Source organism: Bacillus cereus group sp. BfR-BA-01523 (genome assembly GCF_022662615.1).
Lineage (GTDB): Bacteria > Bacillota > Bacilli > Bacillales > Bacillaceae_G > Bacillus_A > Bacillus_A mycoides.
Window position 1 is genome coordinate 393,932 of the sequence record NZ_JAKUDX010000003.1, and the last position, 25,942, is coordinate 419,873.

The window sequence follows — 25,942 nt, forward strand, 5'->3', positions numbered from 1 at the left end:
AAAACTAAATTTTTATATGGATATAATCCTAGTAATCTATTAAAATTATGTCGTATGATGTCAGATTATAAAAAAAGGAGAAATTAATTATGTGGAAAAAAATTATTCCTGCTGTTGCTGTTTTAAGTACTATTACTTTTTCAAGCGTATTCGCCGCTCCTCCATCTCAGACTCCTGCCGAACAAAACCGATACATAGACGTACAAATGCTTGGTATTAATGATTTACATGGTCAACTAGATACTGTAAAAAAAGTTAACAATAAAGAAGCTGGTGGCGCTGATTATTTAGCTACTTATTTAAAAGAACGCAAAAAACAAAACCCTAATACACTTCTCGTACATGCCGGTGATATTGTCGGAGCCAGCCCACCAGTTTCCGCATTATTACAAGACGAACCAACAATTGAATTTTTAAATGACTTAAAGTTTGATGTTGGTACAATCGGAAACCATGAATTTGATGAAGGTATCGATGAAATGAAACGCCTCATTTACGGTGGATATCACGAAAAAACAGGGAATTTCAAAGGAGCAAACTTCCCTTATGTCGCTGCAAACTTCTATAATAAATCAACTGGCCGCTTATTTTTACCACCATTCACTGTAAAAATGGTTGACGGAGTTCCTGTAGGGTTCATTGGAGTTGTTACAACGGATACACCAAATGTCGTTATGCCTACTATGCTTAAAAATGTAGAAATCACTGATGAAGTAGAGGCTATTAATAAATCCACACAACAATTAAAGCGTCTCGGCGTTAAATCTATCGTAGTCCTTGCACATGTAGGCGGAACAACTGATGAGTCTGGTGTAACAAATGGAGACCTCACTCGAATTGCAAATGAAACAGATCCAGAAGTTGATGTTATTTTCGGTGGACATAGTCATACGTACGTAAATGGTACTGTAAATAATAAACTTATCGTGCAAGCGAACTCTTACGGGATGGCTTTCTCTGATGTAGATGTAACGATTGATAGAAAAACAAAAGATATTGTGAAGAAAAAAGCTGAAGTTATTACAACGTACCATGAAGGTGTAGAGCCTGATAAACAAGTAAAACAAAAGTTAGATCAATATAAAGAAAAAATCGCACCTCTTGTAAATGAAGTAGTCGGAAAATCTACAGCACCTATCGACCGTAAACAAAACGATGCTGGTGAATCTACACTTGGAAATTTAGTTGCGGATGCCCAGCGCCAAACTATGCAAACACAAATCGCTCTTATGAATCCTGGTGGAATTCGTAATGATCTAGACGCTGGAGATATTACATGGGGCGAATTATACGGCATTCAGCCTTTCGGAAACCAATTAATTAAAGTAGATCTAACAGGTCAAGATATTCGTGATATATTAAATCAACAATGGCAAAAAGGAGCAACGAGAATGCTTCAAATTTCAGGTATTCAATACACTTGGGATGCAAACAAACCAAATAACGAAAAGGTTACGAATATCCGTTTAACAAATGGTGAAGAATTAGTTCCCTCTAAAACGTATAGCGTAGTTGCAAATGCTTTCCTAGCTTCTGGCGGTGATGGATTCGTATCCTTTAAAAATGGAAAAAATGCTGAAACTGGTCCAAACGATTTTGAAGCATTAGTCGATTATGTAAAACAAGTGAAAGAACCAATTCAGCCGATTATTGATGGACGTATTCAAAAAAACAATTAAATACTATTCAAACTAGTGCGTGACACTCGAAAGAAGAAGCTCCTTTTATATGCAAGGAGCTTCTTCTTTTAGAGTCATACGTATTGTCATTCTTCTAGTGCAGTAAAGGATACGCACATAGCCCCTTGTTTCTTCGTAGTATATAGAAAACTATAACGGGAAGATTTGTATGTATTTCTATCAAACAATGACGATACATTGTATCGACGAAACGACAAACACATTCGTAGTATTGAGAAAGCAATTAACGGAGAATATAGCGCCATTCATTTTTATGCTAGATTAGCTACTTTAGCTCCAGACATAAATGAACGAACTCAAATCCTTGAAATTGGGCAAGATGAGCAACGAACAGTTGATTTTCACTTAGAAATTGCTGACGAAACGACAAATCAACAAGTGAAAGAAACATTTCGGCGCGCAGCAGCTGATGAACAAAATCATGCCGTTTGGTTCCTATATTACTTTTCGAAACAAAACAAAAAATGAAATAAAAGAAAGGATACACGCTCTTATATGGAACATAGTATCCTTTCTTTTATTTCTCTGGATACGTTTCATGATTAACATCATACCGTTGCAAAAATTCCTGTAGTGCTTCTTCTACAATTTTAGACTTTTGAATCCCTTTTGATTCCGATATAACATCTAGTCTTGCTAATACTTCTATATTAATCGAAAAGGTTCGTTTCTTTTTCTCTGTGCTCTTACTTATAATTTGAACACTTACTTCTTCTCTTTTTCTTAGCAATTCATAAATGCTTTGTAACTGTTCATAAATTAGTAATTGATAGTCTGTTTTTGCATATTGAAGGGCAGTAGCTTCTTGGATTTGCAAATGACGTGGCTCTTCACCATCACCTATAAAGATACGTTTTTTCTGCTCTCCATCATATTCATATCCAATCACCCTTAATTTCTTTGATAATGTATATGGGCTCATTTCAAGCCGTTTCGCTATAATAGCGATTGATTCGCGTCTATTTAAAGAATCAATAATTTCTCCAATCGTCATATTCTCCCTCCTCTCTTAATCGCCTAAACTTGAAATCAAACCAGTATGTTATGATACAATGATTTTCTAGTAGTATATGCAAAAGAAAGAGCCTGTGCGATTCATACCATTTAAGAAAAGGAGGTTTACATATGCTTTTCCGTAGCCATACCCCTCAGTTTTACAACGAAAAGAAGCAACTAATCCCTAACAGTATCGCTACGATAGAAAGCGTTATGATTAATGACCGGAAACAATCTCTCCTTATACGCGGCCAAAACGTGGACCAGCCTATTTTATTATGCTGTCACGGCGGCCCTGGTATGGCACAAATCGGCTTTATTCGCCATTTTCAAAAAGAGTTAGAAAAGCACTTTATCGTTATTAATTGGGATCAGCGAGGGGCAGGTAAATCCTTTTTATGGCGGGACATCCAAACAAATCTTACGATTGATCAATTTTTTTCAGATGCAAAAAAGGTTATTCAATATCTTCTCAAACGCTTTAATAAGCAAAAACTATTTCTCGCTGGTCATTCTTGGGGAAGTATTATCGGACTACAAATCGCTAATCAATGTCCCGAATATATAGAAGCATACATCGGCATCGGTCAAATCGTACATATGAAGCAAAATGAAGAATTACTATATCAACATTTAATTAGCTCTGCCAAAAAACATGACCATAAAAAGGCATTAGCTTCTCTTTTAAAATTAGGGAAACCACCCTTTTTAGATACGAGACGCCTCATTATTCAAAGAAAGTGGCTTGGTACATTTGGAGGAGCAATCCAAAATGGATCTTCCTTTTCTTTCATACGAAAAGGCTTCTTTTCTCCTGAATATACGCTATTAGATTGGTTCAAATTTCTCGCAGGAAATTTAAAATCCGGAGTTTTATGGGAAGAGATGCTGACAATCGATTTCTTTTCATCTATTTCAAGTTTATCTATTCCTGTTTATTTTTGTTCTGGTCGCTATGATTATCAAACTCCTTATGCACTCGTTCAACAATATTGCGATATCATTCAAGCTCCTATTAAAAAGATGATTTGGTTTCCAAACTCGGCACATTCTCCAGATTTAGAAGAGCCTGAGTTATTCGCTAAATCTTTACAATCAATTAAACAAGAACTATCTTTTCAACATTAATAACAAAAGGCGCTTTTACATTTCATAGAAAACATTTTATAATGATATGTCACTACAAACACTTGCTTGCCTTAACAGAATAAAAATTAGGGAGATTACATTTATTATGAACGCTGTACTCATCGCAGTAGCAGTCATGCTACTGCTTAGTTTGTTACGTGTCCAAGTCATTGTCGCCATTATCGTTGGAGCTTTAACAGGCGGACTTATCGGCGGACTCGGTATTTCAGAAACAATCAGTACTTTTACAGCCGGTCTTGGGAACAGTGCTCCTATCGCATTAAGCTACGCAATGCTCGGTGGATTTGCTATTTCCCTTTCAAAAACAGGACTTCCTGATGCAATGATCCAATCAGCTTTAAAATGGATCGGCAACGAACAAGACACGAAAAAACAAGTCTATTCTAAAATACTTATATTATTTATCATTTTAACAATGGCTTGTTTCTCACAAAATATTATCCCTGTTCATATCGCCTTCATCCCAATCTTAATTCCAGCACTTTTAAAAGTATTAAATGAGCTGAGGGTGGATCGTAGGCTTGTAACATGTCTTATTACATTTGGGTTAATTACCCCTTACATGTGGGTTCCAGCAGGGTTCGGAAAAATTTATCATGACGTATTGCAAACAAATGCTGCGCAAAGCGGTCTTACATTTGATGTCGCACTTATTCCAAAAGCGATGACTATTCCAGCAATCGGTATGATTATCGGATTATGTGTAGCGGTTTTCATTACATACCGAAAACCACGTACATATGAAACAGAACAAATTCATTCTGCACAGAATGAAATCGTTCCCTATACGAAAAGAAGCATTACTTTGGGTTTATTATCAATACTCGCTACATTAACTGTGCAATTAGCAACAGAATCAATGATTTTTGGTGCTTTAGCAGGTATTATCGTCTTATCAGTTAGCGGTAGCCTCCCTCTTAAAGAAGCCGATGCTATTTTAACGAGTGGAATGCGTATGATGTCCTTTATCGGATTTGTTATGATTTCTGCCGCTGGATTTGGCGCTGTTCTTCGAAAAACTGGACATGTTGAATCTCTTGTGCAAACGAGTGCACATATAATCGGAAATAATAAACCGCTTGCTGCATTTCTTATGCTCATTATTGGACTTCTCGTTACGATGGGAATTGGCTCTTCCTTTTCAACCATCCCAATCTTAACAACAATTTTCGTACCATTATGCGTCCAGCTCGGATTTAGTCCCATGGCTACAATCGCAATTATCGGTACAGCTGGTGCACTTGGTGATGCAGGTTCTCCAGCATCTGATAGTACACTTGGACCAACATCCGGTTTAAATGCTGATGGTCAGCACCATCATATATGGGATACATGTGTCCCAACATTTCTACACTATAATATACCGTTACTTATATTCGGCTTTATTGCCGCAATTACACTATAAAAGGTGCGTTTTAAAAACGCACCTTTTATAGTGTTGTTTCTCTCTCAATGCACCTAAATTCTGTTTCCACTTCTTCTTGTCGCACTTGTTCCTTCTTTATTTTTCCTATTAACTGTTGAAAAGCTATTTCCCCATTTTCTTCGATATAACTTCCAATCGTCGTTAATGATGGACTTATCCATTCACCCTCTACACTCCCGTTAAATCCAATGATTTGTAACTTACCTGGTATATGAATATTAAGAGTTTTCGCCGCCCTGATTAGCTCAATAGCGACCTTATCACTTGAAGCTACAACCCCATCTATGTATGGATGCTTTTGTAACAATTCAAGAAACTGTTGATTCGTATACCCTTGTACAATTTCCTCTCGATAAGAAAGTCCTTCTTTCCAAGCAGTATCTAGAAATCCTGCCACATGCTCTTCCATTTCTTCACTCTTTACTCCCTCACCGATATAAGCAAGAAACTGGCAGCCTTTCTCTTTTAATAAAGAAACAGCTTTCTGTCCACTTTCATAATAGCTCATAAGAGATTGTCGTTCTTCAAGCACAGCGAAAGGAAGTGAGATTTCTCCTATACTTCGAAAAACAGATTTCGTCATTATAACGCCTGCAATGTTATTTTGCTCCAACATATCTATGTATCTATTCTTATTTTCTATATTACAAACTATTACTTGATACCCTTCTTTGTATGCTATTTCCTCAACGAAACGGAGCAAAGTGATGTATGATGGATTATGCAAATTATCTACAAGTAATGCAATCACCGTTGAAGGCTGTTTAAATAAAGGCTTTGCTGTAGCATTCGGTCTATAATGTAATTCTTCAATTGCTTTTTTTACTTGTTTGACCGTATCTTCATGGACATATCCTTTTTCGTTAATGACTCTTGAAACGGTTGCGACTGAAACACCGGCCAATTTTGCAACATCACGTATAGTTGCCACATCGTCACCCCTTAATATGGTAATAGATTACAATTTTAAATTAAACCAAAATATAACATTCGTCAAGGTTATTGTTTTATATTTCTGAAAATTGTTACACAATTTCCACTCTACTCATAAAGTGAAACTTTAATCAGTGGGGGTTTTGTTCATCCCCCACTGATTATTAGTTGAACCAATCGGGCGTTTACGGGCAGTGGATCTCCCACCTAACTTCTTTGCTCCAACTGAATTTTGAGGTAGGAGTTTTACTGCCCGTTAATGCGGGAGAAAATATACTCCAGCTGAATTTCATGTGAAATCGCGATATTATCATAACCAATAAACGGAATTTCTTTCTTTATTTTTCGTGCTTCCTTTACCGCATCAATATACAAGTCCGTCATCATGAAGTTACGTTTTTGATAAAAACGAAGTGCGTTCATATTATCATTCGTCGTAATAAGCCACACCTTTTTACATTCGTTCTCTTTTGCCACTCGCAATACACAATCCACCAGTTTTGTACCAATCCCCTTCCCTTCCTCAAAACTATTTAACGATACAATTTCACACATGTTTTCTATCACTTTATATGTTATAATTCCCACTATTCTGTTATTTCTAAGTGCAATAAAACCAGGTAATTCTTCTAATTGATGTACTCTGCCTCGCGAGACCATCATTGAGCTTCCCCAGTTTTCACACATAAAATCCTGAATTACTTCTTTCATTTCTGGTGTGATTTTTTGTATATGAACCATACACGATTTCTCCCCTTTTCACATCATTGTGATACAATGTTAGTGTATCACATGTAGAGGTATTTGGAGGATGAGGTAAAGTATGAAACGTTTTTTTACAGCATTGTTTACTATACTAGGTGCACTAACTGCGATTGGGATTTTCTTTACAAATAAAGTTATGTACTTGAAGAAAAAAACAGAGGAAGAAGTTTTAGAACGCGAAACGAAAAAGCATTTTCATTTGGACGATTTTAAGGCTATTCAAAAAGAAGAGGTTCACATCCCTTCTCAATTCGGATACGAACTTCACGGATATTACATGCCAGCTGGTCATTCCAATAAATTTATGATTTTTTGCCACGGTGTGACTGTAAATAAAATGAATTCCGTTAAATATGCAAACTTATTTTTAAATAGAGGATATAACGTATTTATTTATGATCATCGCCGTCATGGTAAAACCGGTGGTAAAACAACAAGTTATGGCTATTATGAAAAACATGATTTAAAGTCAGTGGTTGACTGGCTAAAGGATCGTTTCGGAACGAATATTACACTCGGAATTCATGGTGAATCTATGGGCGCTGCAACTCTTCTTCAATATGCAGGATTTGTAGAAGATGGTGCTGATTTTTATATTGCTGATTGTCCTTTCTCTGATTTTTATGGACAGTTACAACATCGTTTGAAAGTTGAGTTTCATTTGCCAAAATGGCCTTTATTACCTTTAGCAAATGCCTTTTTAAAAGTTCGTGATGGCTATACAATTCGTGAAGTTTCACCAATTGATTGTATAAAAAATATTAACAATCCGGTTCTCTTTATTCATAGTAAAGATGATGACTATATTTTATCTGATATGACGAAATCACTTTATGAAGCGAAAGAAAATAATAAACAGCTTTATATTGCAGAACATGGTGCACACGCTTGCTCTTATAATGAAAATAAAGAAGAGTACGAAGATGCCATCGATCAATTTTTAAACACATATGTAAAAGAAACAAAAAACAGGCTTGCATAAGCCTGTTTTTTTACTGCGCTAAAACGTCTGTAACTTGTTCCATATTTTCAGAAATCCACTTTACTGCCTCGTCTAGCGTTGGGAATTCCGTCGTTTGAAAAGTTACCTCATCTTGAAGTAACCAAACATCTTTCGGTTCTTGTCCTACACCTGCGATTGACCAATGAAGTAAACTATATGGATGATTATCATTCAAAAATGATGCCCATGTGCGCTCATTTGCAATATTTTGTAGTGCGTGTAATTTTTTATCCATCTTTCGTCACCTTACTCTAGTCAGTTATACAAACTATTATAACACTCTCTTCTCTCTCAAACAAAGTGCTCTTTTTATATTGTCAAGTACTCTCCCTAATTATATGATGAGAGTAAGCGTTTGGAAAGGAGGGATAACGTTGGCAAAAGTACAAATTAAAGTGAATGATAATGGCTCTTTTCGCGTTACAGGGGACGTGGAATTAGTTGACTCACAAGGGAATGTATTCCCAGCAAAACCAGCATTTTCTTTATGTCGTTGTGGTTTATCAAAAAACATGCCTTATTGCGATGCTTCGCATAAAGGCAAATTCGAGTCTGTTGTTAGAGCACCAGAGGCAGAATAAATATTTAAAGAACATGCACATTTATTTGTGTATGTTTTTTCTTTTGATCAAAGCCTATACAGCCCTTCCCCTTTCCACATTTCTATTACTTTCGTCCCCATTCAAATCGGCATATATTTTCAAACAATTCTTCACATTCGAACATTTTTTACTATGCTTTTTTCTTTTTTGTGCTATAATGTGAGCAAACAACATCCTTCGGGGTCGGGTGAAATTCCCAACCGGCGGTGATGAAGCGATAGCTTCTAAGTCCGTGACCCGTTTTCAACGCGAAAACGGTGGATCTAGTGAAACTCTAGGGCCGACAGTATAGTCTGGATGGGAGAAGGATATGTTTTCTAGTAATTTTATATAGCGAATACACTTTTATTTCAGTATGCATATTTTTAAAGTTTCATTTTGAATCTTTATATATGTTTTATTTTGTATAGTTATGTTTCTATACTGAAATAAAAAGATACGACTAGCGTTGAAAGAATTTGATATTTTGCTAGGTTTTTTCCTTATGCCAAAATATCAGTCATCGTTAGGTTTCTTTCCTATACTTTCGTATTCGAACTATATTTCTAGAAATCACGTCTCCCAAACCCCAAGGATATAAAATCCTTGGGGTTTTTTGATTTTTTCAGGAGAGGTGAAAAGAATGGCAGATCAAGAATATATGAGGATTGCCTTGCAGTTAGCACAAGGAACATCGGGACAAACAAGCCCAAATCCTATGGTTGGTGCCGTTGTTGTTAAAGATGGAAAAATTGTTGGAATGGGTGCCCACATGCGTGCTGGTGAAGAACATGCTGAAGTTCATGCTCTTCACATGGCTGGTGAAAGAGCAAAAGACGCTACCGTTTATGTAACACTTGAACCGTGTAGCCATTTTGGAAAAACACCCCCTTGCTGTGAATTACTCATTGAAAAAGGAGTTCAGCGTGTTGTAATTGCTACTCTTGATTGCAATCCACTCGTTTCCGGAAATGGAAAAAGGAGATTAGAAGAAGTTGGAATCGAGGTAACTACTGGTGTTCTTGAGGCGGAAGCCACTTTATTAAATCGATACTTTTTTCACTATATGAAAACGAAACGTCCCTTTGTAACAATAAAAACAGCAATAAGCTTAGATGGAAAAACAGCAACTGTAACCGGTGAAAGTAAGTGGATTACAGGCGAAGAAGCACGCGCTGACGTTCACCAATATCGTCATATACATGATGCTATTCTAGTCGGTGTGAATACAGTTCTAACTGATAATCCACACTTAACAACACGAATTTCAAACGGAGGTAAACATCCTATACGCGTTATTTTAGATACCCACTTACGAACGCCGCCATCTTCTCATGTCATAACAGATGGCTTAACTCCGACATGGATTATTGTCGGTAAGGATGTAAACAAAGAGAAAATAGCGTCTTATGAATCTAACAATATAGCTGTATTCCAAATGAAAACACAGCAAATTGAAATACAAGATGTCCTATCCTTGCTCGGTGAGAAACAAATTCTTTCTCTGTTCGTTGAAGGTGGTCAAACGGTGCATGCAAACTTCTTAAAAACAAATAGTTTTAATGAAATCGTGACCTATATAAGCCCGAAATTAATTGGCGGAAAAGATGCACCCACCTTATTTGGCGGAGCTGGTTTTTCGAAGTTACAAGATGCACTTTCCTTAACAATTCAAGAGATGAAACAAATCGGTAATGATATAAAAATTGTTGCAACCTTAAAAAGCGAGGTGACGGAATGTTTACAGGAATCGTAGAAGAGTTAGGAACGATATCAAGCATGACTCAAAGTGGTGAAGCAATGAAGCTAACTATTAGCGCAAAGCAAATTTTATCGGATGTCAAATTAGGTGATAGTATCGCAGTTAACGGCATTTGCTTAACAGTAACTACTTTTACGACTACTTCATTCACTGTCGACGCAATGCCTGAAACAATGAAAGCAACATCACTTCGTATGCTAAAGCCAAGTGCCAAAGTGAATTTAGAACGGGCGATGGCTGCAAACGGACGATTCGGTGGACATTTCGTCACCGGACATATCGATGGCATCGGTACGATTTTAACTAAAAAACAACATTACAATGCCATCTATTACAAAATAGCAATTTCTGATGAATTACTACGCTATTGTTTGCATAAAGGATCCGTTGCTGTTGATGGCACTAGCTTAACAATATTTGATATAGACGAATCTTCAATTACAATTTCACTCATCCCTCACACAGTAAGCGAGTCTATAATCGGAGAAAAAAAAGCCGGGGACATCGTAAACATTGAGTGTGACATGATTGGAAAATATATTGAACGCTTTATTTCAAAGCCAGTAAAAAGAACAGGGTCAATGACCGAAAACTTTTTACAAGAAAACGGATTTCTATAAGGGGGAAGCACAATGTTTCATCGTATTGAAGATGCTCTAGAAGATTTAAAACAAGGAAAAGTCGTTATCGTATGTGATGATGAAAACCGAGAAAATGAAGGCGATTTTATTGCTTTAGCAGAGTACATTACACCAGAAACGATTAATTTTATGATTACACACGGTCGTGGTCTCGTTTGTGTACCGATTACGGAGGAGTACGCAGAACGTCTACAGTTAGAACCAATGGTATCTCATAATACAGATTCACATCACACTGCGTTTACAGTGAGCATTGATCATGTTTCTACAACAACAGGGATTAGTGCTCATGAACGTGCAACTACGATACAAGAATTGTTAAACCCTGCATCAAAAGGCTCTGATTTCAATCGCCCTGGACATATCTTTCCATTAATTGCGAAAGAAGGCGGTGTCCTGCGCCGTGCTGGTCATACAGAAGCCGCTGTCGATTTAGCCAAACTTTGCGGGGCAGAACCAGCTGGAGTCATTTGCGAAATTATAAATGAGGACGGTACGATGGCACGTGTACCTGATTTACTAGAGTGCGCAAAACAATTTGATATAAAAATGATTACAATAGAAGATTTAATTGCTTATCGCCGCCATCACGAAACACTTGTGACGAGAGAAGTGGAAATTACATTACCTACAGATTTCGGTACTTTCCATGCAATTGGCTATTCTAACTCATTAGATATGAAAGAACATATCGCGCTCGTAAAAGGTGATATTTCAACAGGCGAACCTGTACTTGTACGCGTTCATTCAGAATGCTTAACAGGAGATGTATTTGGTTCGTGCCGCTGTGATTGCGGACCACAGTTACATGCTGCACTTGCTCAAATTGAGCGTGAAGGAAAAGGTGTTCTTCTCTATATGAGACAAGAAGGACGAGGCATTGGCCTTCTGAATAAGCTTCGCGCTTATAAGTTACAAGAAGAAGGGTTAGATACTGTAGAAGCAAATGAAAAACTTGGGTTCCCAGCTGATCTTCGTGATTACGGTATTGGTGCTCAAATTTTAAAAGATTTAGGCTTACAAAGTTTACGATTATTAACGAATAATCCACGAAAAATTGCTGGCTTACAAGGTTACGATTTAGAAGTAACCGAGCGTGTACCGTTGCAAATGCCAATAAAAGAAGAAAATAAAACGTATTTACAAACGAAAGCAAGCAAATTAGGACATTTACTAAACTTATCCCGCATTAACGGGCAGTAAAACTCCCACCTCAAAATTCGGCTGGAGCAAAGAAGTTAGGTGGGAGATCAACTGCCCGTAAAGGCCCGATTGGTTCAACTAATAATCAGCGGGGGATGAATCCCCCCACTGATTATAGTTTCACTTTATAATTAAAGGAGAGATACATTATGGTATTCGAAGGTCATTTAGTTGGTACAGGATTAAAAGTTGGGGTTGTTGTTGGACGTTTTAATGAGTTTATTACAAGTAAGTTACTTGGCGGAGCTTTAGATGGATTAAAGCGTCACGGTGTAGAAGAGAATGATATTGATGTTGCATGGGTTCCTGGTGCATTTGAAATTCCTTTAATCGCTAAAAAGATGGCCAATAGCGGAAAATATGATGCTGTTATTACATTAGGTACAGTAATTCGCGGTGCTACAACACATTACGATTACGTTTGTAATGAAGTAGCAAAAGGTGTTGCGTCTTTATCACTACAAACGGACATTCCAGTTATTTTCGGTGTATTAACGACAGAAACAATTGAACAAGCGATTGAACGTGCAGGTACAAAAGCTGGTAATAAAGGATATGAATCGGCAGTTGCTGCGATCGAAATGGCTCATTTATCAAAACAATGGGCTTAAAAAAGAGGCTACGGCCTCTTTTTTTATTTTCTCACCTTTTTTCGTACATCTTCTATTAATTCATCCATCGTTTTTCCTTCTGTTTTTATACGAAGAGCTTGTGCTGTTCTCCACACATTTTCTCTCTTTTCCGCTTCTTCTATAATAGAAATTTCCTTCCTCACTTCTTTTAAATCTTTTCCTTCTGTTTCAAGCCCAAAATGTTCAGCTTTCGTTCGAAAATGCTGTTCAATTCTTTGTTGCATTTCTTTTTGTTCAGGATTTTCAGCCACCTTAACTGGATCAGCACTTATCGCTTTTATTAAAATCAGACAGGTCATAATAGTTAATATGTATTTGTACATGTAAAATCCTCCAACCCGATATAAATTACATTTTTACTATGTACAATTAGGGCTTGGAAAATTCGTCCACAAAATTATTTTTCTCGTCCAAAAGTGACTACTATCAAGTGTTAATGGACTTTTATTACATTTTATTTACAAAAAAAGCAAACCCTTTAAAGAGTTTGCTTTTCATCTATCTTATAGCGCACATTCTTCAATCTCAAATCCTAAATCTTCAATCATACCCCAGTCCGCAGTCGGCTCTTGTCCAGCAGTTGTTAAATAGTCCCCGACAAAGATAGAGTTTGCTGCAAATAAACCAAGTGGCTGTACAGAACGTAAATTAAGTTCTCGACCACCTGAAATACGAATTTCTTTTGTTGGATTTACAAAACGCATCATCGCCAGCACTTTTAAACATTCTACAGGTGTTAATTCTTTTTGTCCTTCAAGCGGAGTACCCTTTACAGCAACAAGGAAATTACATGGAATAGAATCCGCATCTAAACGTTGTAATTCAAATGCAATTTCAGCGCGCTGTTCAATCGCTTCTCCCATTCCGAAAATTGCTCCAGAGCATGGAGAAATACCGGCTTGCTTCGCTTTTTGGACTGTATCAACACGATCGTCATACGTATGTGTTGAACAAATGCTATCATAATTGTTGGCATGCGTATTTAAATTGTGATTATAACGATGCACACCAGCTTCTGCTAACTGACCTGCTTGATCTTCATTTAAAAATCCTAAACAACAGCAAATTTTTAAATCTGTCGTTTCACGAATTTCCTTAACTGCTCCAATAACGTGATTTACTTCTTTATTCGTCGGACGACGACCAGATGCAACAATACAATATGTACCTGCTTTACGACGAATTGCTTCGTGCGCTCCTTCAACAATTTTCTCTTGTGTTAACCATGCATACTTATCAATCGGTGCTTCTGAAATAATAGACTGTGAACAATACCCGCAATCTTCAGGGCATAATCCAGATTTCGTATTTATAATCATGTTCAACTTTACTTTCTTACCAAAATGATGATGGCGAATGATGTAAGCTGCATTCATAATTTCTAAAACCTCTGTATCATCAGCTTCTAATATTGCAATTGCATCTTCTTTCGCAATCATTTTCTCTTCTACTACGTCGTATGCAAGTTTTTTCCAATCCCTTTTTATTTGTACTTGTTTCATTTCATCTCTTCCCCTCTTTTGTTATATACGTAAATAAAGCATGATATGTTGCTACTATCCCTTCTTTTTCCGTGAAGTCTCTTTCGTATATACGAAGCATCGTACGAAAGAGTGAAGGGCTTTGACAATAAGACTCTTCATTACTATTGGTCGCTCCTACTTTTCGAATAGAATGTAGAAACTCCCTAACTTCTGCAAATCTTTCTATGTAACATGTTTCAGAAACATGTACATTTCCTAATGGCATTTCACATATATTTACTAACTGTTCTGTCGAAACGAATCGTTGTCCTATTGAAGTACAATTGTGTATCCCCTTTTCTTTCTTAGCACGCTGAAAAGACGTATGCAATTCTTGAAAAGTCGTATTACCAAACGTGGAAAATAATAATATTCCTTCTTCAGACAAATAGTTAAATAAATTTTTCACTGTCTCTTTTAAATCATTAAGCCATTGAAATGTAGCATTTGAAATGATGACATCATATGAATTTTCTAATTTTAATTGTTCAATATCTTCACATCGAAACATCACATTTTCCAAACTTTTTCTAGTTTTCGCGACTGCAATCATCTCATCAGCAAAATCCACAGCTGTAATATGAGCTTTCGGAAATAAATTTGATAATTGCTCTGTTACATATCCTGTCCCGCATCCAAGTTCTAAAATACGTATCGATGATGTTTCACTATATCGTTCCTTCAATGTAGAAAGTAACGAATACGCCATCTTTTTTTGTACATTTGCATATTGATCGTAGGATACAGCCGCCCCGTTAAACCGTTTTTGCAGTAACGTTTTGTTGATCATGTCGTATCCCCTCTACAAATTGAATAATTTCATTTGCGCAATATTCAAAATTCGTTACACATAATGCATGCCCAGCACCGCTTACTACTTTTAGATTGGCATTCGTATTATTCGTCATACTATGGGCTGCAGACAATGGACATATTACATCCTGCTCTCCATGAAGGAGTAACAGCGGGGCTTTCATATCTATTACTTCATTTCTCATATCTGTTTCTATTAAATACTCTAAGCCTAATTGTAAAGACTGAATCGAGTCTCCTTTAAACTTCTGCGCAATCTCTTCAAAACTCGTATTCTCCCTCAGCTCACTTTTTGTAAACATATTTTCATAGAAACGCTTCAAAGTATCTTCTTTTTTTCTCGTTAAATTCTTTTTCATACGTTCTACATGCAAGGAATTCCATCCACTTGTATAGTCACTTGTATTGGTAAATTTAGCGGTACCACCAATTAGTACCATACCTTGGGTCTTAATCTTTTTATAAGCTTGTACTGCCGCTAACGCTCCTAGTGACCATCCAACTAAAATTACATTTTCATCCTGCGCTACATCTATTATTCGCCCCGCAAATTCACTTTGTTCTTTCACGTTACGCCAATCTATACATTGAACAGAATATCCTTTAAAATACGGCAGAACCAAAGTCCAAACACCTTCTTCCATTCCCCATCCTGGAATAAAAATAAGCTTTAGCTCTTTCATACTAAAAACCCCTCTTCTTTGCCAATGCGTATAATATGCTGAATAGCCCATTTTAAATCGGCTATTGTATGTTGTGACGTAACTGCAAAACGGACTCGAGAACTACCAACTGGAACAGTCGGCGGACGAATTGCAATGGCTGCGATACCTACCTCTTGTAACCTTTCACTAAACCGTAAAGTATTTTCATTTGACCCAACTACAATCGGTACAATATGAGTTGAGCTATTCCCAATATCAAAACCAGCTTCTTGTAAATGCGTCCTGAAATATGCACCATTCTCTATAAGTCGCTCTCTTCTTTCGTTATCTTCTTTCACAATTTCAATTGCTTTCCGGATCGCCCCTAATGTTCCTGGTGGTAACGCTGTAGTAAAAATCAAGCTTCTCATCATATTTTGTAAATACTCTATATAAATGGAATCACCCGTTAAATACGCACCATAACACCCTAAAGCCTTACTAAACGTCCCCATATGTATATCAATTTTTTGAGCAATATCTTTTTCTACATGAGATAATCCTGCTCCACCGATTCCATATATTCCACTTGCATGTGCTTCATCAACTATAATGATCGCCCCGTATTTCTCTTTCAGCTGAACTAAGCCTCTCAAATATGCAATATCTCCATCCATACTAAAAACCGTATCTGTTACGATTAATTTTCTCTTTTCTGGTGACGCTATTTGCAACATCTTTTCTAAATGATCCAAATCATTATGACGATATCTTTTATGCTCTGCTCCGCTTAATATAATTCCATCAACAATACTTGCGTGATTTAATTTATCACTAAAAACCATATCGTGACGACAGGCTAAAGCAGATATAGCACCTACATTTGCTGTATACCCGCTATTTACGATTAATGCTCTTTCAGTACCTTTCCAATCACATATACTTCTCTCAACCTCTTCATACAGTGGATAATTTCCTACAACGAGACGAGATGCTGTCACTCCAGTTCCATATTTTCTCGTGCAGGCAATAGCAGCTTCTTTCAACCTTTCATCTCCAGCTAATCCTAAATAATTATTCGATGCTAAATTTAGCATCCTTTTCTCATTTCGAATAAGCCATGTCTCTTCCGCTTTCTCTGTTACATGTAAATTACGATACTGCCCTTGCTCCTTTAATTGTTCTACTTTAGATTGAAGATGCGTGCGCCACATTTGATTCATTTTGGATGAGCTCCTCTAATTTTGAAATCATAATATGTTCTTTTGCCGATTCCAATAATTCTTCCCTTGTAAACTCACCTTCAAGGAATGGTAATAACCCTAAAACCGGCACGCCACTTAACTCCTCAATCATTATTTTATTTTCTTGCACTCTTTCTTTTTCATATCCTTTACATCCAGATAAAATTACACCTGCTACTTTTAATCCATGTGCTTTTGCATAAGAAATTGTTAAAATAGTATGATTAACTGTCCCAAGCGTAGGACGCGCTACTACAATAAGAGGAAGCTGTAATTCTTTTGCAAAATCAATCACTAAAGCATCTTCTGTATATGGAACTGCAAGCCCACCAGCTCCTTCTACAAATAGGCTATTAAACTTTTTTAGTAGTTCATTATAGTGATCAGTAATTTCTTTTAACGTTACTGTCCTTCCAGCTCTTTTCATGGCAAGTCTCGGAGCAAGTGGTTCGTCAATGGAATAAGGACAAATTTCATCCTCTTCTGTCGGTACACCCGATAATGCTTTTAACCTTGCTGCATCACCCTCAGGATTTGATGCAACATGTCCACTTTGCAACGGTTTATATACACCAACATTATGTCCACGCTCTCGAAATATACCTGCCAATGCTCCTGTCACTACCGTTTTGCCAACTTCTGTATCCGTTGCTGTTATAAAGAAACCACTCATTACTCTCCCTCCGTAACATCCGAGATTGCTTTATATAAAATGCGTAACATCTCATCAATCTCAGCCACCGTAGATGCAAGCGGAGGCATAAATACAATCGTATTACCGAGTGGTCGCAAAATCATGCCCAGCTCTCTTGAACGTTTACATACTTGAACGCCGACTCTTTCTGTCCATTCAAACGATTCTTTCATTTCCTTATTCTTCACAAGTTCAATACCAACCATTAGCCCACACTGACGAATATCTCCTACGTGCTTATATTCATTAAGAGCTTCTAATTGTGCCGCTACATATTCTGCTTTATACGCAACATCTTCTATTAAATTAGTTTTTTCATATAGTTCTAAATTTGCAATTGCTACGGCACACCCTAACGGATTCCCTGTATAACTATGACCATGGAAAAACGTTTTTTGTTCTTCATAGCCTCCTAAAAAGGCATTATAAATTTCATCTATCGTTACCGTAATTGCCACTGGTAAATAACCACCTGTTAAACCTTTTCCGGCTGTTAAAATGTCTGGCGTTACATCCTCGTGTTCACATGCAAACATTTTCCCGGTACGCCCAAATCCAGTCGCTACCTCATCTGTAATAAATAATACATTGTATTTTGTACATAAATCGCGAAGCCCTTTTAAGTATCCTTTTGGCATTGTAATCATCCCACCAGCACCTTGCATTAATGGCTCCACAATAATAGCTGCTACTTCTTCATGTTTTTCTTGTAGCATTTCTTCCATTTCTTCTAAATGTTTCTTTACAATTTGTTCCTTATTATCTCCATAAGGAGAACGATATGTATATGGATACGGCATTTTAATTGCCTCAAATAATAGTGAACTATACACTTGGTGAAACAAGTCTATTGCTCCTACTGAAACAGCACCTATCGTATCACCGTGATATGCTTCTTTTAATGTAACAAATCTTTGTTTTTTCGGTTTTCCTTTATGCTGCCAATATTGAAAGGCCATCTTAATTGCAATTTCAACGGCACTAGAACCAGAGTCTGAATAGAATACTTTCTTCAAACCTTCTGGTACAACTTCAATTATTTTTTCTGCTAATAAAATAGATGGAACGTTAGCAAGTCCTAGCATAGTAGAATGAGCAATTTTATTTAATTGCTCGCGAATTGCCTCATCTAGTTCTGGTACTTGATGCCCATGAACATTTAACCAAATAGATGAAACACCGTCCCAATATTCATTTCCATTTACATCGTATAGCTTTCTTCCCTCTCCACGTTCAATAATGACAGGATCTTCTTCTAAATAATCTTTCATTTGTGTAAATGGGTGCCATACGTAATTTTTATTCTTCTTCGATAATTCTTCATATGTATAAGACGATTTTTCACTCGTGTTACTATTAACAGCCACAATTGTCACCCCTATTGTTAACTTATTTATAAATATAGTTAACATTAAAAACAAATGACTGTCAATTATTTTTAAATCAAATAGTTCTCAAAAAAGAACAACTTATCATATGATAAGTTGTTCTACTTTCCATGTTGTATCTTTCCAATTTCTAAAATAATCTCTTCATCTTTTTTTCCTTCTGTATCAATTCCAAGTTGCTTAGCATGCTCAATTAACAAATCATGGCGCTGCTCAAATCTAGCGGTATCTACTTCTTTTGTAACCTCTTCTTTTGTTTTCCCCTCAGTAGAAACTCCTAGTTTAGTAGCTGCTTTTTCCATCGATTTCTTCTCTTCAGTTTCTTTCACTTTCTTCACTTCTGACTGCTGTATTTGCTTTTGTTTCGACTGCTCTGATTCAGCTGCAAAAGCTGTGTAAATTCCAGCACTTCCGCCAACGACTAGTAAGGTGGTAAAAAGAATTATTTTTTTCTTCACTCTTTCCTCCCCTTTCAAATTCATTATAACGCACATTTTTACAGTATGAAAAACATTTCTCCTTTATTTCCCTAAAAAAATATCGAATGTTTTTATTGACATGTATGATGAATATATGATAAAAATTTAACTAACATCATATGAATCGGCGTTGATAGGATTTAGTAGTATTTCGTTTTCTGATTTCAGAGAGCTGGTGGTCGGTGCGAACCAGTACAGAGCGATTTATGAATTACCCCCTGGAGCTTCTTTTACGAAACGTGAGGAGTAGTGAAAGACGGTTTAGACCGTTATGTCTAAAGAGTGGTGAAATGAAACTGTTTCACAATTTAGGGTGGTACCGCGAATTTTTCGTCCCTGCATATATTGCAGGGGCGTTTTTATTTTATGAGCGCATATCATATGACCCTTTATTTTGTGATACACTCCTTTCACAAGCTAGGGTGGTACCGCGATTTCTTCGTCCCTGCATAATTATATGCAGGGACGTTTTTTTATCCAATCATTTCCGTATCATATTGAGATGTTGACAATTACCGGTAATTTGTCACAAAATTCTAAATTTTAGAAGGAAATATACAATATTGGCGAATTTTATATAAAAAAGAGCTATTTTAAATTACTTAGGAGGGGAAAACAATGGTTTCAAAAATTGAATCTGTTCTTTTAACAATTTTTATTTTTTTCTGTATTGGCTTTAGTGTTATCAAATTAGAAGTTTCACCACACATCCCAATTTTATTTGGTATCGTTCTTTTATTAGCATTTGGATTTATGAAAAAAATTTCTTGGTCTACTATGGAAAAAGGAATGATAAGTAGTGTTTCAGCTGGTATTCCATCTATTTTTATTTTCTTACTTGTAGGCGTATTAATTAGTGTTTGGATCGCAGCTGGAACAATTCCAACTTTAATGGTATACGGATTCCAACTTGTATCTCCAAAAATTTTCGTTCCTACTGTTTTTGTTGTTTGTGCAATTGTTGGAACGAGTATCGGTAGTGCCTTTACAACTGCCGCAACTGTAGGACTTGCCTTTATGGGAATGGGTAGTGCTCTCGGGTACGATCCCGCTCTGATCGCTGGTGCAATTATTTCTGGTGCATTCTTTGGAGATAAAATGTCTCCTTTATCTGATACAACAAACTTAGCTCCTGCTGTAACAGGTGTAGATTTATTTGAGCATATTCGCAACATGCTTTGGACAACAGTTCCTGCTTTCATTATTGCTTTTATCGCATTTTTCATTTTAGGAAGCGGTACTAGTGGAGACGTTGACTTCACAAACTTTATTAGCACGTTAGAAAAAAACACAACGATTTCTATCGTTACACTTATTCCAATTTTATTACTGTTCCTATTCGCATTTAAAAAAGTTCCAGCAGTTCCAACATTGCTTGCAGGAATTGTGGTAGGAATTATTATTCTCTTTATTTTTAAACCTAGCACTTCTTTAGCTGATTTAATGAAAATTATGCAAGACGGCTACGTTTCTAAAACTGGTATTAAAGACATTGATAGCTTACTATCTCGCGGTGGTCTACAAAGTATGATGATGTCGATTGCTCTTATTTTCCTAGCTCTTTGTATGGGAGGATTATTACAAGGAATGGGTATTATAGCGCAGCTGATGAATATTATCTCTAGCTTCGTAAAAAATAGCACACGCTTAATTATTTCTACTGCTTCAACTGCAATTGGTGTAAACTTCTTACTTGGTGAGCAGTACTTATCCATCGTTTTAACAGGACAAGCATTCGCTAATAAATACGATGAAGTCGGTTTAGAACGTCGTAATTTATCACGCGTATTAGAAGATGCAGGTACAGTCATTAACCCGCTCGTACCATGGGGTGTAAGTGGCGTATTCTTAACAAACGTCCTTGGCGTTCCAACATTCGATTACCTTCCATACGCAATCTTCTGTTTAGCTTGCCCAGTCTTAACGATTATCGTCGGCTTTACTGGATTTGGCCTTTCATGGAAGAAAGAAAAAGCAGTACCAGTTTCATAATATAATAAAAAGGATTACCTTAATCGGTAATCCTTTTTATATTTCTCCGCTATCTATTCGCTTTCTTTCTTCTAAATAACATAAGTAATCCCGCTCCAACAAACGCCAGACCTGCTCCAATTGTAGAAGCAACACTTGTACCTGTTTTCGGTAAATCACGTTCTTCTTTATTTTCACTTACAGTTGTTGTTTCTTTTGAGTTTTGATTATCCGTTGTAGTTTGTCCAGATCCTGTATTATTTCCATCTTGTTTTGGTTCATTTCCATTATTGCCTTCACCTGTTGGTGGTGTCGTTGGATTTCCTCCGTTATTGCCTTCACCTGTTGGCGGTGCCGTTGGATTCTCTCCATTATTGCCTTCACCTGTTGGTGGTGTCGTTGGATTCTCTCCATTATTGCCTTCACCTGTTGGTGGTGTCGTTGGATTTTCTCCGTTATTACCTTCACCTGTTGGCGGTGTCGTTGGATTCTCTCCACCAGTTTCCTTATCATCATTCTTCTTCGTTATATCAATTGCATACTTAGCAAATTCATTTTCAGATGGTCCAACATATGATATTTTTCCATCTTTCTTTATATATTTTTGTGCATTTGGTGAAGAATCAAATGTTGTATTTAATTTATCTGCAATAATCGGTTTAAACGCCCAATTTTGATCTGCTGCTGGATCAATAACTGGTGTTTCTTGCATATACTTCACAATAATTTGACGTGTTTCATCTTGCGATTGGTATACAACTTCGCCTTTACTTACACCAGGGAACGTTTTACTGCTGCCACGATAATTATTTGTAGCGACGATGAACTCTTGAGTGTCAGCTACAGGCTTACCTTCATACGTCATATTTACAATACGATTCGTAGTTTCATTTACAACTTTGCCATCTTTATCGTATTTCGCTGGTTGCGTTACGTCAATTTCGTATTTTAAGCCATCTAAAACATCAAAATTATATGTAGGATAACCTATATTTACTAGTGGCTGTTCTTCTGTTTTCTTTGAATCAATTTGATTAAATTGACCAGCAGACATTTCAAGCCATTCTTTTACTTGTGCCCCACTTACTTTTACAGCATATAACGTATTTGGATATACATATAAATCCGCTACGTTTTTAATTGCTAAGGTTCCTGCTGGAATATCCGTATAATATGTAGCACCGTTTCGGCCACCTGCTTTAAATGGTGCCCCTGCAGATAAAACCGGAATACCTTTAAACTTTTCGTACTCTGGTTTTTTAAGTTCTTCTTCTACGTACCATTTTTGCGCATTCGTCACAAGTTGTACAGAAGGATCATCTTGTACTAGTGAAAAATAACTATTAATTGGTGCTGTCGTTTTACCTACAGGTGTATTTACATATTCGACTGTCTTTTCATGCTCATCTTTAATCTCATTAACTAATGTTTGATCAGGTCCTACATTACCTTTATCATTAACAATCGGACGAAGTTGTGGCTTAGATTGCTCTTTTTGTACTTCCCATTTTCCGTTTACCTTCTTCAATTGCATATCAATAATACCTAAGTTACTGCCAAAAACGCCAGGCATTACAACTGGAACACCATTAAATACATCCTTCACTTCAGTATGTGAATGTCCCATTAATACTGCATCTACACCAGGAACCTCTGTTAAATAATACGATGCGTTTTCCATGTCAACGTTGTATCCACTCTTATCAACACCTGAATGAGCTAGTGCAACGACAATATCTGCATGCTCCTCATTTTTCAGTTTCGGTACTAATTTCTTCGCTGTTTCGACAATATCTTTCGCTTTTACTTTTCCTTCTAAATTTGCCTTATCCCAGTTCATAACTTGAGGTGGAACAAATCCTATTACACCAATTTTCACTTTTTGTTTTTGACCAGATTCATCCTCTACTTCTTTTTCAAAAATATGATATGGTTCAAAGTAATGTTTATCGTTCGTATCATCATTATCGAGGTCATCTATGTAGACATTCGAGTTAATAACCGGGAAATCCGTTTTTTCAATTACTTTGTTTAAATAATCTAAACCGTAGTTAAATTCATGATTCCCAAGAGAGATGACGTCATACTTCATTAAATTCATTACACGATATAATGGATGTACATAACTTGGATCAACAGGATTATTCGGATCCTTTATTTTATTCGCTACATAATCCCCCAGTGGTGTCCCTTGTAATGCATCCCCATCATCAAATAAGACAGAGTTCTTCGCTTCTTCACGTGCTTTATTAACAAGTGTTGCAGTTTGCACGAGACCTACTTTATTATCTGTTTTCGTTTGATAATAATCGTAATTCATTAAGTTAACGTGAATATCTGATGTTTCTAAAATTCGTAAGTTAACTGTACTCTCCCCAGCTTTTTCCTCTGCATGAGCTGTTGTTGGCAACACTTGTGGCGCTATAACACCAATAGCAAGAGTTGCTCCAGCTAGCATTTTTTTTGACTTTTTCACAAAAAATCCCCCTTATACAATTACCAGAAATAATGAAATGAACCCCTATCTGTCTCTAACCACATACCTTTTTTCCTCTATTAGAGACACGATTTTCATTTCATCTTGCGCTAACGAGTAGTCCCCTTAAACGCCCGATTGATGAAAACTAACAATTAACGGGAGATAAAGCTCCCACTAAGTAGAATTTCACCTTATCTGACATTATCATATATAAAGTTCTTTCGTATCGTCAATATTTTTTGACAAACTTCAACAAATTTTCTGTAAAGTTATTATAAACTTTTCATAAACATATAATATGCCCTTACATTGCTAATACTGCTGAATATGATACAATTACCAATTACAAGGAGGATGAATTTATGAGAAAAGTCATCTTAACAATTGTTTGTCTCCTCCTTCTAATCATTTCTTATTCTAATTTTGAAAAGAACGATGAGACAAAACAAAAAGAAACTGAAGGAAAAGCAGAAAAAACATCTGCTCCGAGTTGGATTGATAAGCAAACGAACGACTCCTTTTATCATCTCGTATTAGGTGATTCACTTGCAAAAGGATATGGATCTACACAAGGGGGATTTGCCGAATTAGCTTCTAAACAATTAGAAGGACAAATTCATAAACCAATTAGGGTAGAAAACCTCGGTGTAAATGGTCTCACTACAGATCGTCTCGTTAAAAAAGTCCAGTCAGAAGAAGTTCAACAAAAAATTAGGGAAGCAAATATAATTACTATTAATATTGGAGCAAATAATTTATTCCGCTTAAATCGTGATGTAGGTGTTATAGATGGTATTAAAATGTTAAATAAAGAAAAAGCCCGTTTTGAAACGGATGTAAAAAACATTGTAAAGACCGTTCGAGATCAAAATCCGAATGCTTTACTCATTCTATCTGAACTCTATAACCCTTTACAACTAGATGACTCCATCGCAAGTTATGCAGATATGTTTTTAGATGGTTGGAATGATTCTATTTATTCTATTTCAAAAGCACATCAACCGTCGATTGTTTTACCAATTCGCAAATTAATATCGAAGGATAAAAAAGATTTACTATTTGACCAAGTACACCCAAATGATAACGGTTATACGATTATTGCCAATACATTTACAAAGCAAGTGTTATCCTACAAATATTAAGGCTACCATGAAACAATTCTATTTTTATACCTTGTCTTTTTTGTTACAATGATAGTGGAAGGGGGCCGTTATATGGAATCACGCGAGTGGGAACGTATTGTTGATCATCTTCTTTCGCTAGTGCCTCTTTTTTATCGCAAATTTATGCTTCCTGGAGAGTTTTCTTCTCAAAGACATATGCCGCCATCACATACGCAAGTGCTACTGCTTTTACATGAAAATGGTACATTAGCAGTTTCAGAAATTGGCAAGCGGCTAGCGATTTCACGGCCTAACATGACCCCTCTATTAAACAAACTTATTCAAGAAGAGCTAATAGAGCGTCATTATAGCGAAAAAGATCGAAGGGTCATTTTAATTTCCCTAACAACTGAAGGGAAAATGTTAGTAAGTCAGTATCAGCAATTCATTTTAGGAAAACTAAAAGAAAATTTTCAAACATTATCTGAGGAAGAGCGTGAAAAGCTCATTTATTCTCTTAAAACCATTCAAAATTTAATTTTGAAAACAAACGCATAAAGCTGCTTCTAAATAGAAGCAGCTTTATGATTCGTAATAATTACCATAGTATACATTTGAATACGGCCATGTCATTAAATACGGTTTTCGTTCTTGAACAAGTTGCTGCTCAGGCTGTTGCATTTGCTGCATTTGCTGCATTTGCTGCATTTGCTGTATTTGTTGCTGCGGATATACTCCGAATTGCTGTCTCACTCCAGTTACAGGATAATAATTTGTATATGGATATACTTGAGGTACATAGTAATAATACAT

At 36.5% G+C, this 25,942-nt stretch carries 27 protein-coding genes, 1 riboswitch and 1 other annotated feature; of the genes, 13 read left to right on the forward strand and 14 right to left on the reverse strand.

Translation table 11 applies throughout. The annotated features are described in order from the left end of the window. Positions 1–89 precede the first annotated feature (89 nt). Together MR066_RS10365 and MR066_RS10370 are read left to right on the forward strand one after the other, a co-directional pair. Complete coding sequence (locus tag MR066_RS10365) at positions 90–1,679, forward strand: bifunctional metallophosphatase/5'-nucleotidase (protein ID WP_113937127.1); 1,590 nt, start codon at positions 90–92, stop codon at positions 1,677–1,679. A 165-nt stretch (positions 1,680–1,844) separates the two neighbouring features. Further along, positions 1,845–2,168 (forward strand): ferritin-like domain-containing protein, encoded by a 324-nt coding sequence (locus tag MR066_RS10370; protein ID WP_193662404.1) that lies wholly within the window; start codon positions 1,845–1,847, stop codon positions 2,166–2,168. Between the two features lie 49 nt (positions 2,169–2,217). Here MR066_RS10370 and MR066_RS10375 read toward each other — a convergent pair whose 3' ends face one another. Beyond that, positions 2,218–2,694: a ribbon-helix-helix domain-containing protein gene (locus tag MR066_RS10375; protein ID WP_002014948.1), complete on the reverse strand. Its 477-nt coding sequence runs from the start codon at positions 2,692–2,694 to the stop codon at positions 2,218–2,220. A 131-nt stretch (positions 2,695–2,825) separates the two neighbouring features. Here MR066_RS10375 and MR066_RS10380 point away from each other — a divergent pair, with 131 nt between their 5' ends. Both MR066_RS10380 and MR066_RS10385 read left to right on the forward strand, forming a co-directional pair. Then, positions 2,826–3,824: an alpha/beta fold hydrolase gene (locus MR066_RS10380; RefSeq protein WP_002143051.1), complete on the forward strand. Its 999-nt coding sequence runs from the start codon at positions 2,826–2,828 to the stop codon at positions 3,822–3,824. Positions 3,825–3,930: 106 nt separating this feature from the next. Beyond that, on the forward strand, positions 3,931–5,250 hold the full coding sequence (locus MR066_RS10385) for a Na+/H+ antiporter family protein (RefSeq protein ID WP_002014950.1): 1,320 nt from the start codon (positions 3,931–3,933) through the stop codon (positions 5,248–5,250). 25 nt (positions 5,251–5,275) lie between these two features. On the opposite strand, the gene MR066_RS10390 is transcribed toward MR066_RS10385, so the two are convergent. After that, complete coding sequence (locus tag MR066_RS10390) at positions 5,276–6,202, reverse strand: LacI family DNA-binding transcriptional regulator (protein ID WP_242247021.1); 927 nt, start codon at positions 6,200–6,202, stop codon at positions 5,276–5,278. A 248-nt stretch (positions 6,203–6,450) separates the two neighbouring features. After that, positions 6,451–6,945 carry a GNAT family N-acetyltransferase gene (locus tag MR066_RS10395; RefSeq protein WP_242247023.1) on the reverse strand — a complete coding sequence of 165 codons (495 nt, stop codon included), beginning with the start codon at positions 6,943–6,945 and terminating at the stop codon, positions 6,451–6,453. An 82-nt stretch (positions 6,946–7,027) separates the two neighbouring features. On the opposite strand from MR066_RS10395, the gene MR066_RS10400 reads away from it, so the two are divergent. After that, positions 7,028–7,951 (forward strand): alpha/beta hydrolase, encoded by a 924-nt coding sequence (locus MR066_RS10400; protein ID WP_002033868.1) that lies wholly within the window; start codon positions 7,028–7,030, stop codon positions 7,949–7,951. A 10-nt stretch (positions 7,952–7,961) separates the two neighbouring features. Here MR066_RS10400 and MR066_RS10405 read toward each other — a convergent pair whose 3' ends face one another. Next, complete coding sequence (locus MR066_RS10405; protein WP_002033867.1) at positions 7,962–8,207, reverse strand: DUF2552 family protein; 246 nt, start codon at positions 8,205–8,207, stop codon at positions 7,962–7,964. Between the two features lie 139 nt (positions 8,208–8,346). On the opposite strand from MR066_RS10405, the gene MR066_RS10410 reads away from it, so the two are divergent. From MR066_RS10410 to ribH, 5 genes are all read left to right on the forward strand, one after another. Next, entirely contained in the window at positions 8,347–8,553 is a 207-nt protein-coding gene (locus tag MR066_RS10410) for a CDGSH iron-sulfur domain-containing protein (RefSeq protein WP_001151582.1), read from the forward strand. Between the two features lie 190 nt (positions 8,554–8,743). Next, positions 8,744–8,887, forward strand: a riboswitch (FMN riboswitch). 309 nt (positions 8,888–9,196) lie between these two features. Next, positions 9,197–10,309 carry a bifunctional diaminohydroxyphosphoribosylaminopyrimidine deaminase/5-amino-6-(5-phosphoribosylamino)uracil reductase RibD gene (ribD, locus tag MR066_RS10415; protein WP_242247025.1) on the forward strand — a complete coding sequence of 371 codons (1,113 nt, stop codon included), beginning with the start codon at positions 9,197–9,199 and terminating at the stop codon, positions 10,307–10,309. Further along, positions 10,291–10,935: a riboflavin synthase gene (ribE, locus tag MR066_RS10420; protein ID WP_016100654.1), complete on the forward strand. Its 645-nt coding sequence runs from the start codon at positions 10,291–10,293 to the stop codon at positions 10,933–10,935. The genes ribD and ribE overlap by 19 nt, the downstream gene beginning before the upstream one ends. Before the next feature lie 12 nt (positions 10,936–10,947). After that, positions 10,948–12,159: a bifunctional 3,4-dihydroxy-2-butanone 4-phosphate synthase/GTP cyclohydrolase II gene (gene ribBA / locus MR066_RS10425; RefSeq protein ID WP_242247027.1), complete on the forward strand. Its 1,212-nt coding sequence runs from the start codon at positions 10,948–10,950 to the stop codon at positions 12,157–12,159. 149 nt (positions 12,160–12,308) lie between these two features. Then, positions 12,309–12,770 carry a 6,7-dimethyl-8-ribityllumazine synthase gene (ribH, locus tag MR066_RS10430; RefSeq protein WP_000230892.1) on the forward strand — a complete coding sequence of 154 codons (462 nt, stop codon included), beginning with the start codon at positions 12,309–12,311 and terminating at the stop codon, positions 12,768–12,770. A 23-nt stretch (positions 12,771–12,793) separates the two neighbouring features. Here ribH and MR066_RS10435 read toward each other — a convergent pair whose 3' ends face one another. From MR066_RS10435 to MR066_RS10470, 8 genes are all read right to left on the reverse strand, one after another. After that, positions 12,794–13,114, reverse strand: a complete 321-nt coding sequence (locus MR066_RS10435; RefSeq protein ID WP_242247034.1) for a hypothetical protein — start codon at positions 13,112–13,114, stop codon at positions 12,794–12,796. A 180-nt stretch (positions 13,115–13,294) separates the two neighbouring features. Further along, complete coding sequence (bioB, locus tag MR066_RS10440; RefSeq protein ID WP_242247036.1) at positions 13,295–14,293, reverse strand: biotin synthase; 999 nt, start codon at positions 14,291–14,293, stop codon at positions 13,295–13,297. A gap of 1 nt (position 14,294) precedes the next feature. Further along, positions 14,295–15,104: a malonyl-ACP O-methyltransferase BioC gene (bioC, locus tag MR066_RS10445; RefSeq protein ID WP_113937120.1), complete on the reverse strand. Its 810-nt coding sequence runs from the start codon at positions 15,102–15,104 to the stop codon at positions 14,295–14,297. Beyond that, positions 15,070–15,810: an alpha/beta fold hydrolase gene (locus MR066_RS10450; RefSeq protein ID WP_242247044.1), complete on the reverse strand. Its 741-nt coding sequence runs from the start codon at positions 15,808–15,810 to the stop codon at positions 15,070–15,072. Before MR066_RS10450 ends, bioC begins: the two co-directional genes overlap by 35 nt. Then, the gene (bioF, locus tag MR066_RS10455) at positions 15,807–16,994 is read right to left on the reverse strand and encodes an 8-amino-7-oxononanoate synthase (RefSeq protein ID WP_242247046.1); all 1,188 of its coding nucleotides are present in this window, start codon (positions 16,992–16,994) and stop codon (positions 15,807–15,809) included. Before bioF ends, MR066_RS10450 begins: the two co-directional genes overlap by 4 nt. Beyond that, on the reverse strand, positions 16,960–17,688 hold the full coding sequence (gene bioD, locus MR066_RS10460; RefSeq protein ID WP_242247048.1) for a dethiobiotin synthase: 729 nt from the start codon (positions 17,686–17,688) through the stop codon (positions 16,960–16,962). The genes bioF and bioD overlap by 35 nt, the downstream gene beginning before the upstream one ends. Beyond that, positions 17,688–19,121 carry an adenosylmethionine--8-amino-7-oxononanoate transaminase gene (bioA, locus tag MR066_RS10465; RefSeq protein ID WP_242247058.1) on the reverse strand — a complete coding sequence of 478 codons (1,434 nt, stop codon included), beginning with the start codon at positions 19,119–19,121 and terminating at the stop codon, positions 17,688–17,690. Before bioA ends, bioD begins: the two co-directional genes overlap by 1 nt. Before the next feature lie 77 nt (positions 19,122–19,198). Further along, the gene (locus MR066_RS10470; protein WP_002128995.1) at positions 19,199–19,555 is read right to left on the reverse strand and encodes a hypothetical protein; all 357 of its coding nucleotides are present in this window, start codon (positions 19,553–19,555) and stop codon (positions 19,199–19,201) included. A gap of 142 nt (positions 19,556–19,697) precedes the next feature. Continuing rightward, positions 19,698–19,917, forward strand: a binding site (T-box leader). Positions 19,918–20,194: 277 nt separating this feature from the next. On the opposite strand from MR066_RS10470, the gene nhaC reads away from it, so the two are divergent. After that, a complete protein-coding gene (gene nhaC / locus MR066_RS10475) occupies positions 20,195–21,568 on the forward strand; it encodes a Na+/H+ antiporter NhaC (protein WP_002143067.1) in 1,374 nt (457 codons plus the stop codon). Positions 21,569–21,617: 49 nt separating this feature from the next. On the opposite strand, the gene cpdB is transcribed toward nhaC, so the two are convergent. Beyond that, positions 21,618–24,023 (reverse strand): bifunctional 2',3'-cyclic-nucleotide 2'-phosphodiesterase/3'-nucleotidase, encoded by a 2,406-nt coding sequence (gene cpdB / locus MR066_RS10480; protein ID WP_242247061.1) that lies wholly within the window; start codon positions 24,021–24,023, stop codon positions 21,618–21,620. A 365-nt stretch (positions 24,024–24,388) separates the two neighbouring features. Here cpdB and MR066_RS10485 point away from each other — a divergent pair, with 365 nt between their 5' ends. Next, entirely contained in the window at positions 24,389–25,168 is a 780-nt protein-coding gene (locus MR066_RS10485; protein WP_242247062.1) for a GDSL-type esterase/lipase family protein, read from the forward strand. Between the two features lie 72 nt (positions 25,169–25,240). Then, positions 25,241–25,687: a MarR family winged helix-turn-helix transcriptional regulator gene (locus tag MR066_RS10490; RefSeq protein ID WP_002088507.1), complete on the forward strand. Its 447-nt coding sequence runs from the start codon at positions 25,241–25,243 to the stop codon at positions 25,685–25,687. A gap of 24 nt (positions 25,688–25,711) precedes the next feature. Here the strand turns inward: MR066_RS10490 and MR066_RS10495 are convergent, their stop codons facing one another. Next, positions 25,712–25,942 carry a hypothetical protein gene (locus MR066_RS10495; protein ID WP_242247070.1) on the reverse strand — a complete coding sequence of 77 codons (231 nt, stop codon included), beginning with the start codon at positions 25,940–25,942 and terminating at the stop codon, positions 25,712–25,714.

Excerpts from the sequence above, each read along its gene's own strand:
- MR066_RS10365 (WP_113937127.1), top strand. The coding sequence starts at position 90 with ATGTGGAAAAAAATTATTCCTGCTGTTGCTGTTTTAAGTACTATTACT.
- MR066_RS10375 (WP_002014948.1), bottom strand. The coding sequence starts at position 2,694 with ATGACGATTGGAGAAATTATTGATTCTTTAAATAGACGCGAATCAATC.
- MR066_RS10380 (WP_002143051.1), top strand. The coding sequence starts at position 2,826 with ATGCTTTTCCGTAGCCATACCCCTCAGTTTTACAACGAAAAGAAGCAA.
- MR066_RS10385 (WP_002014950.1), top strand. The coding sequence starts at position 3,931 with ATGAACGCTGTACTCATCGCAGTAGCAGTCATGCTACTGCTTAGTTTG.
- MR066_RS10395 (WP_242247023.1), bottom strand. The coding sequence starts at position 6,945 with ATGGTTCATATACAAAAAATCACACCAGAAATGAAAGAAGTAATTCAG.
- MR066_RS10400 (WP_002033868.1), top strand. The coding sequence starts at position 7,028 with ATGAAACGTTTTTTTACAGCATTGTTTACTATACTAGGTGCACTAACT.
- MR066_RS10405 (WP_002033867.1), bottom strand. The coding sequence starts at position 8,207 with ATGGATAAAAAATTACACGCACTACAAAATATTGCAAATGAGCGCACA.
- ribD (WP_242247025.1), top strand. The coding sequence starts at position 9,197 with ATGGCAGATCAAGAATATATGAGGATTGCCTTGCAGTTAGCACAAGGA.
- ribE (WP_016100654.1), top strand. The coding sequence starts at position 10,291 with ATGTTTACAGGAATCGTAGAAGAGTTAGGAACGATATCAAGCATGACT.
- ribBA (WP_242247027.1), top strand. The coding sequence starts at position 10,948 with ATGTTTCATCGTATTGAAGATGCTCTAGAAGATTTAAAACAAGGAAAA.
- ribH (WP_000230892.1), top strand. The coding sequence starts at position 12,309 with ATGGTATTCGAAGGTCATTTAGTTGGTACAGGATTAAAAGTTGGGGTT.
- MR066_RS10435 (WP_242247034.1), bottom strand. The coding sequence starts at position 13,114 with ATGTACAAATACATATTAACTATTATGACCTGTCTGATTTTAATAAAA.
- bioB (WP_242247036.1), bottom strand. The coding sequence starts at position 14,293 with ATGAAACAAGTACAAATAAAAAGGGATTGGAAAAAACTTGCATACGAC.
- bioC (WP_113937120.1), bottom strand. The coding sequence starts at position 15,104 with ATGATCAACAAAACGTTACTGCAAAAACGGTTTAACGGGGCGGCTGTA.
- MR066_RS10450 (WP_242247044.1), bottom strand. The coding sequence starts at position 15,810 with ATGAAAGAGCTAAAGCTTATTTTTATTCCAGGATGGGGAATGGAAGAA.
- bioF (WP_242247046.1), bottom strand. The coding sequence starts at position 16,994 with ATGAATCAAATGTGGCGCACGCATCTTCAATCTAAAGTAGAACAATTA.
- bioD (WP_242247048.1), bottom strand. The coding sequence starts at position 17,688 with ATGAGTGGTTTCTTTATAACAGCAACGGATACAGAAGTTGGCAAAACG.
- bioA (WP_242247058.1), bottom strand. The coding sequence starts at position 19,121 with ATGTTAACTATATTTATAAATAAGTTAACAATAGGGGTGACAATTGTG.
- nhaC (WP_002143067.1), top strand. The coding sequence starts at position 20,195 with ATGGTTTCAAAAATTGAATCTGTTCTTTTAACAATTTTTATTTTTTTC.
- MR066_RS10485 (WP_242247062.1), top strand. The coding sequence starts at position 24,389 with ATGAGAAAAGTCATCTTAACAATTGTTTGTCTCCTCCTTCTAATCATT.
- MR066_RS10490 (WP_002088507.1), top strand. The coding sequence starts at position 25,241 with ATGGAATCACGCGAGTGGGAACGTATTGTTGATCATCTTCTTTCGCTA.
- MR066_RS10495 (WP_242247070.1), bottom strand. The coding sequence starts at position 25,942 with ATGTATTATTACTATGTACCTCAAGTATATCCATATACAAATTATTAT.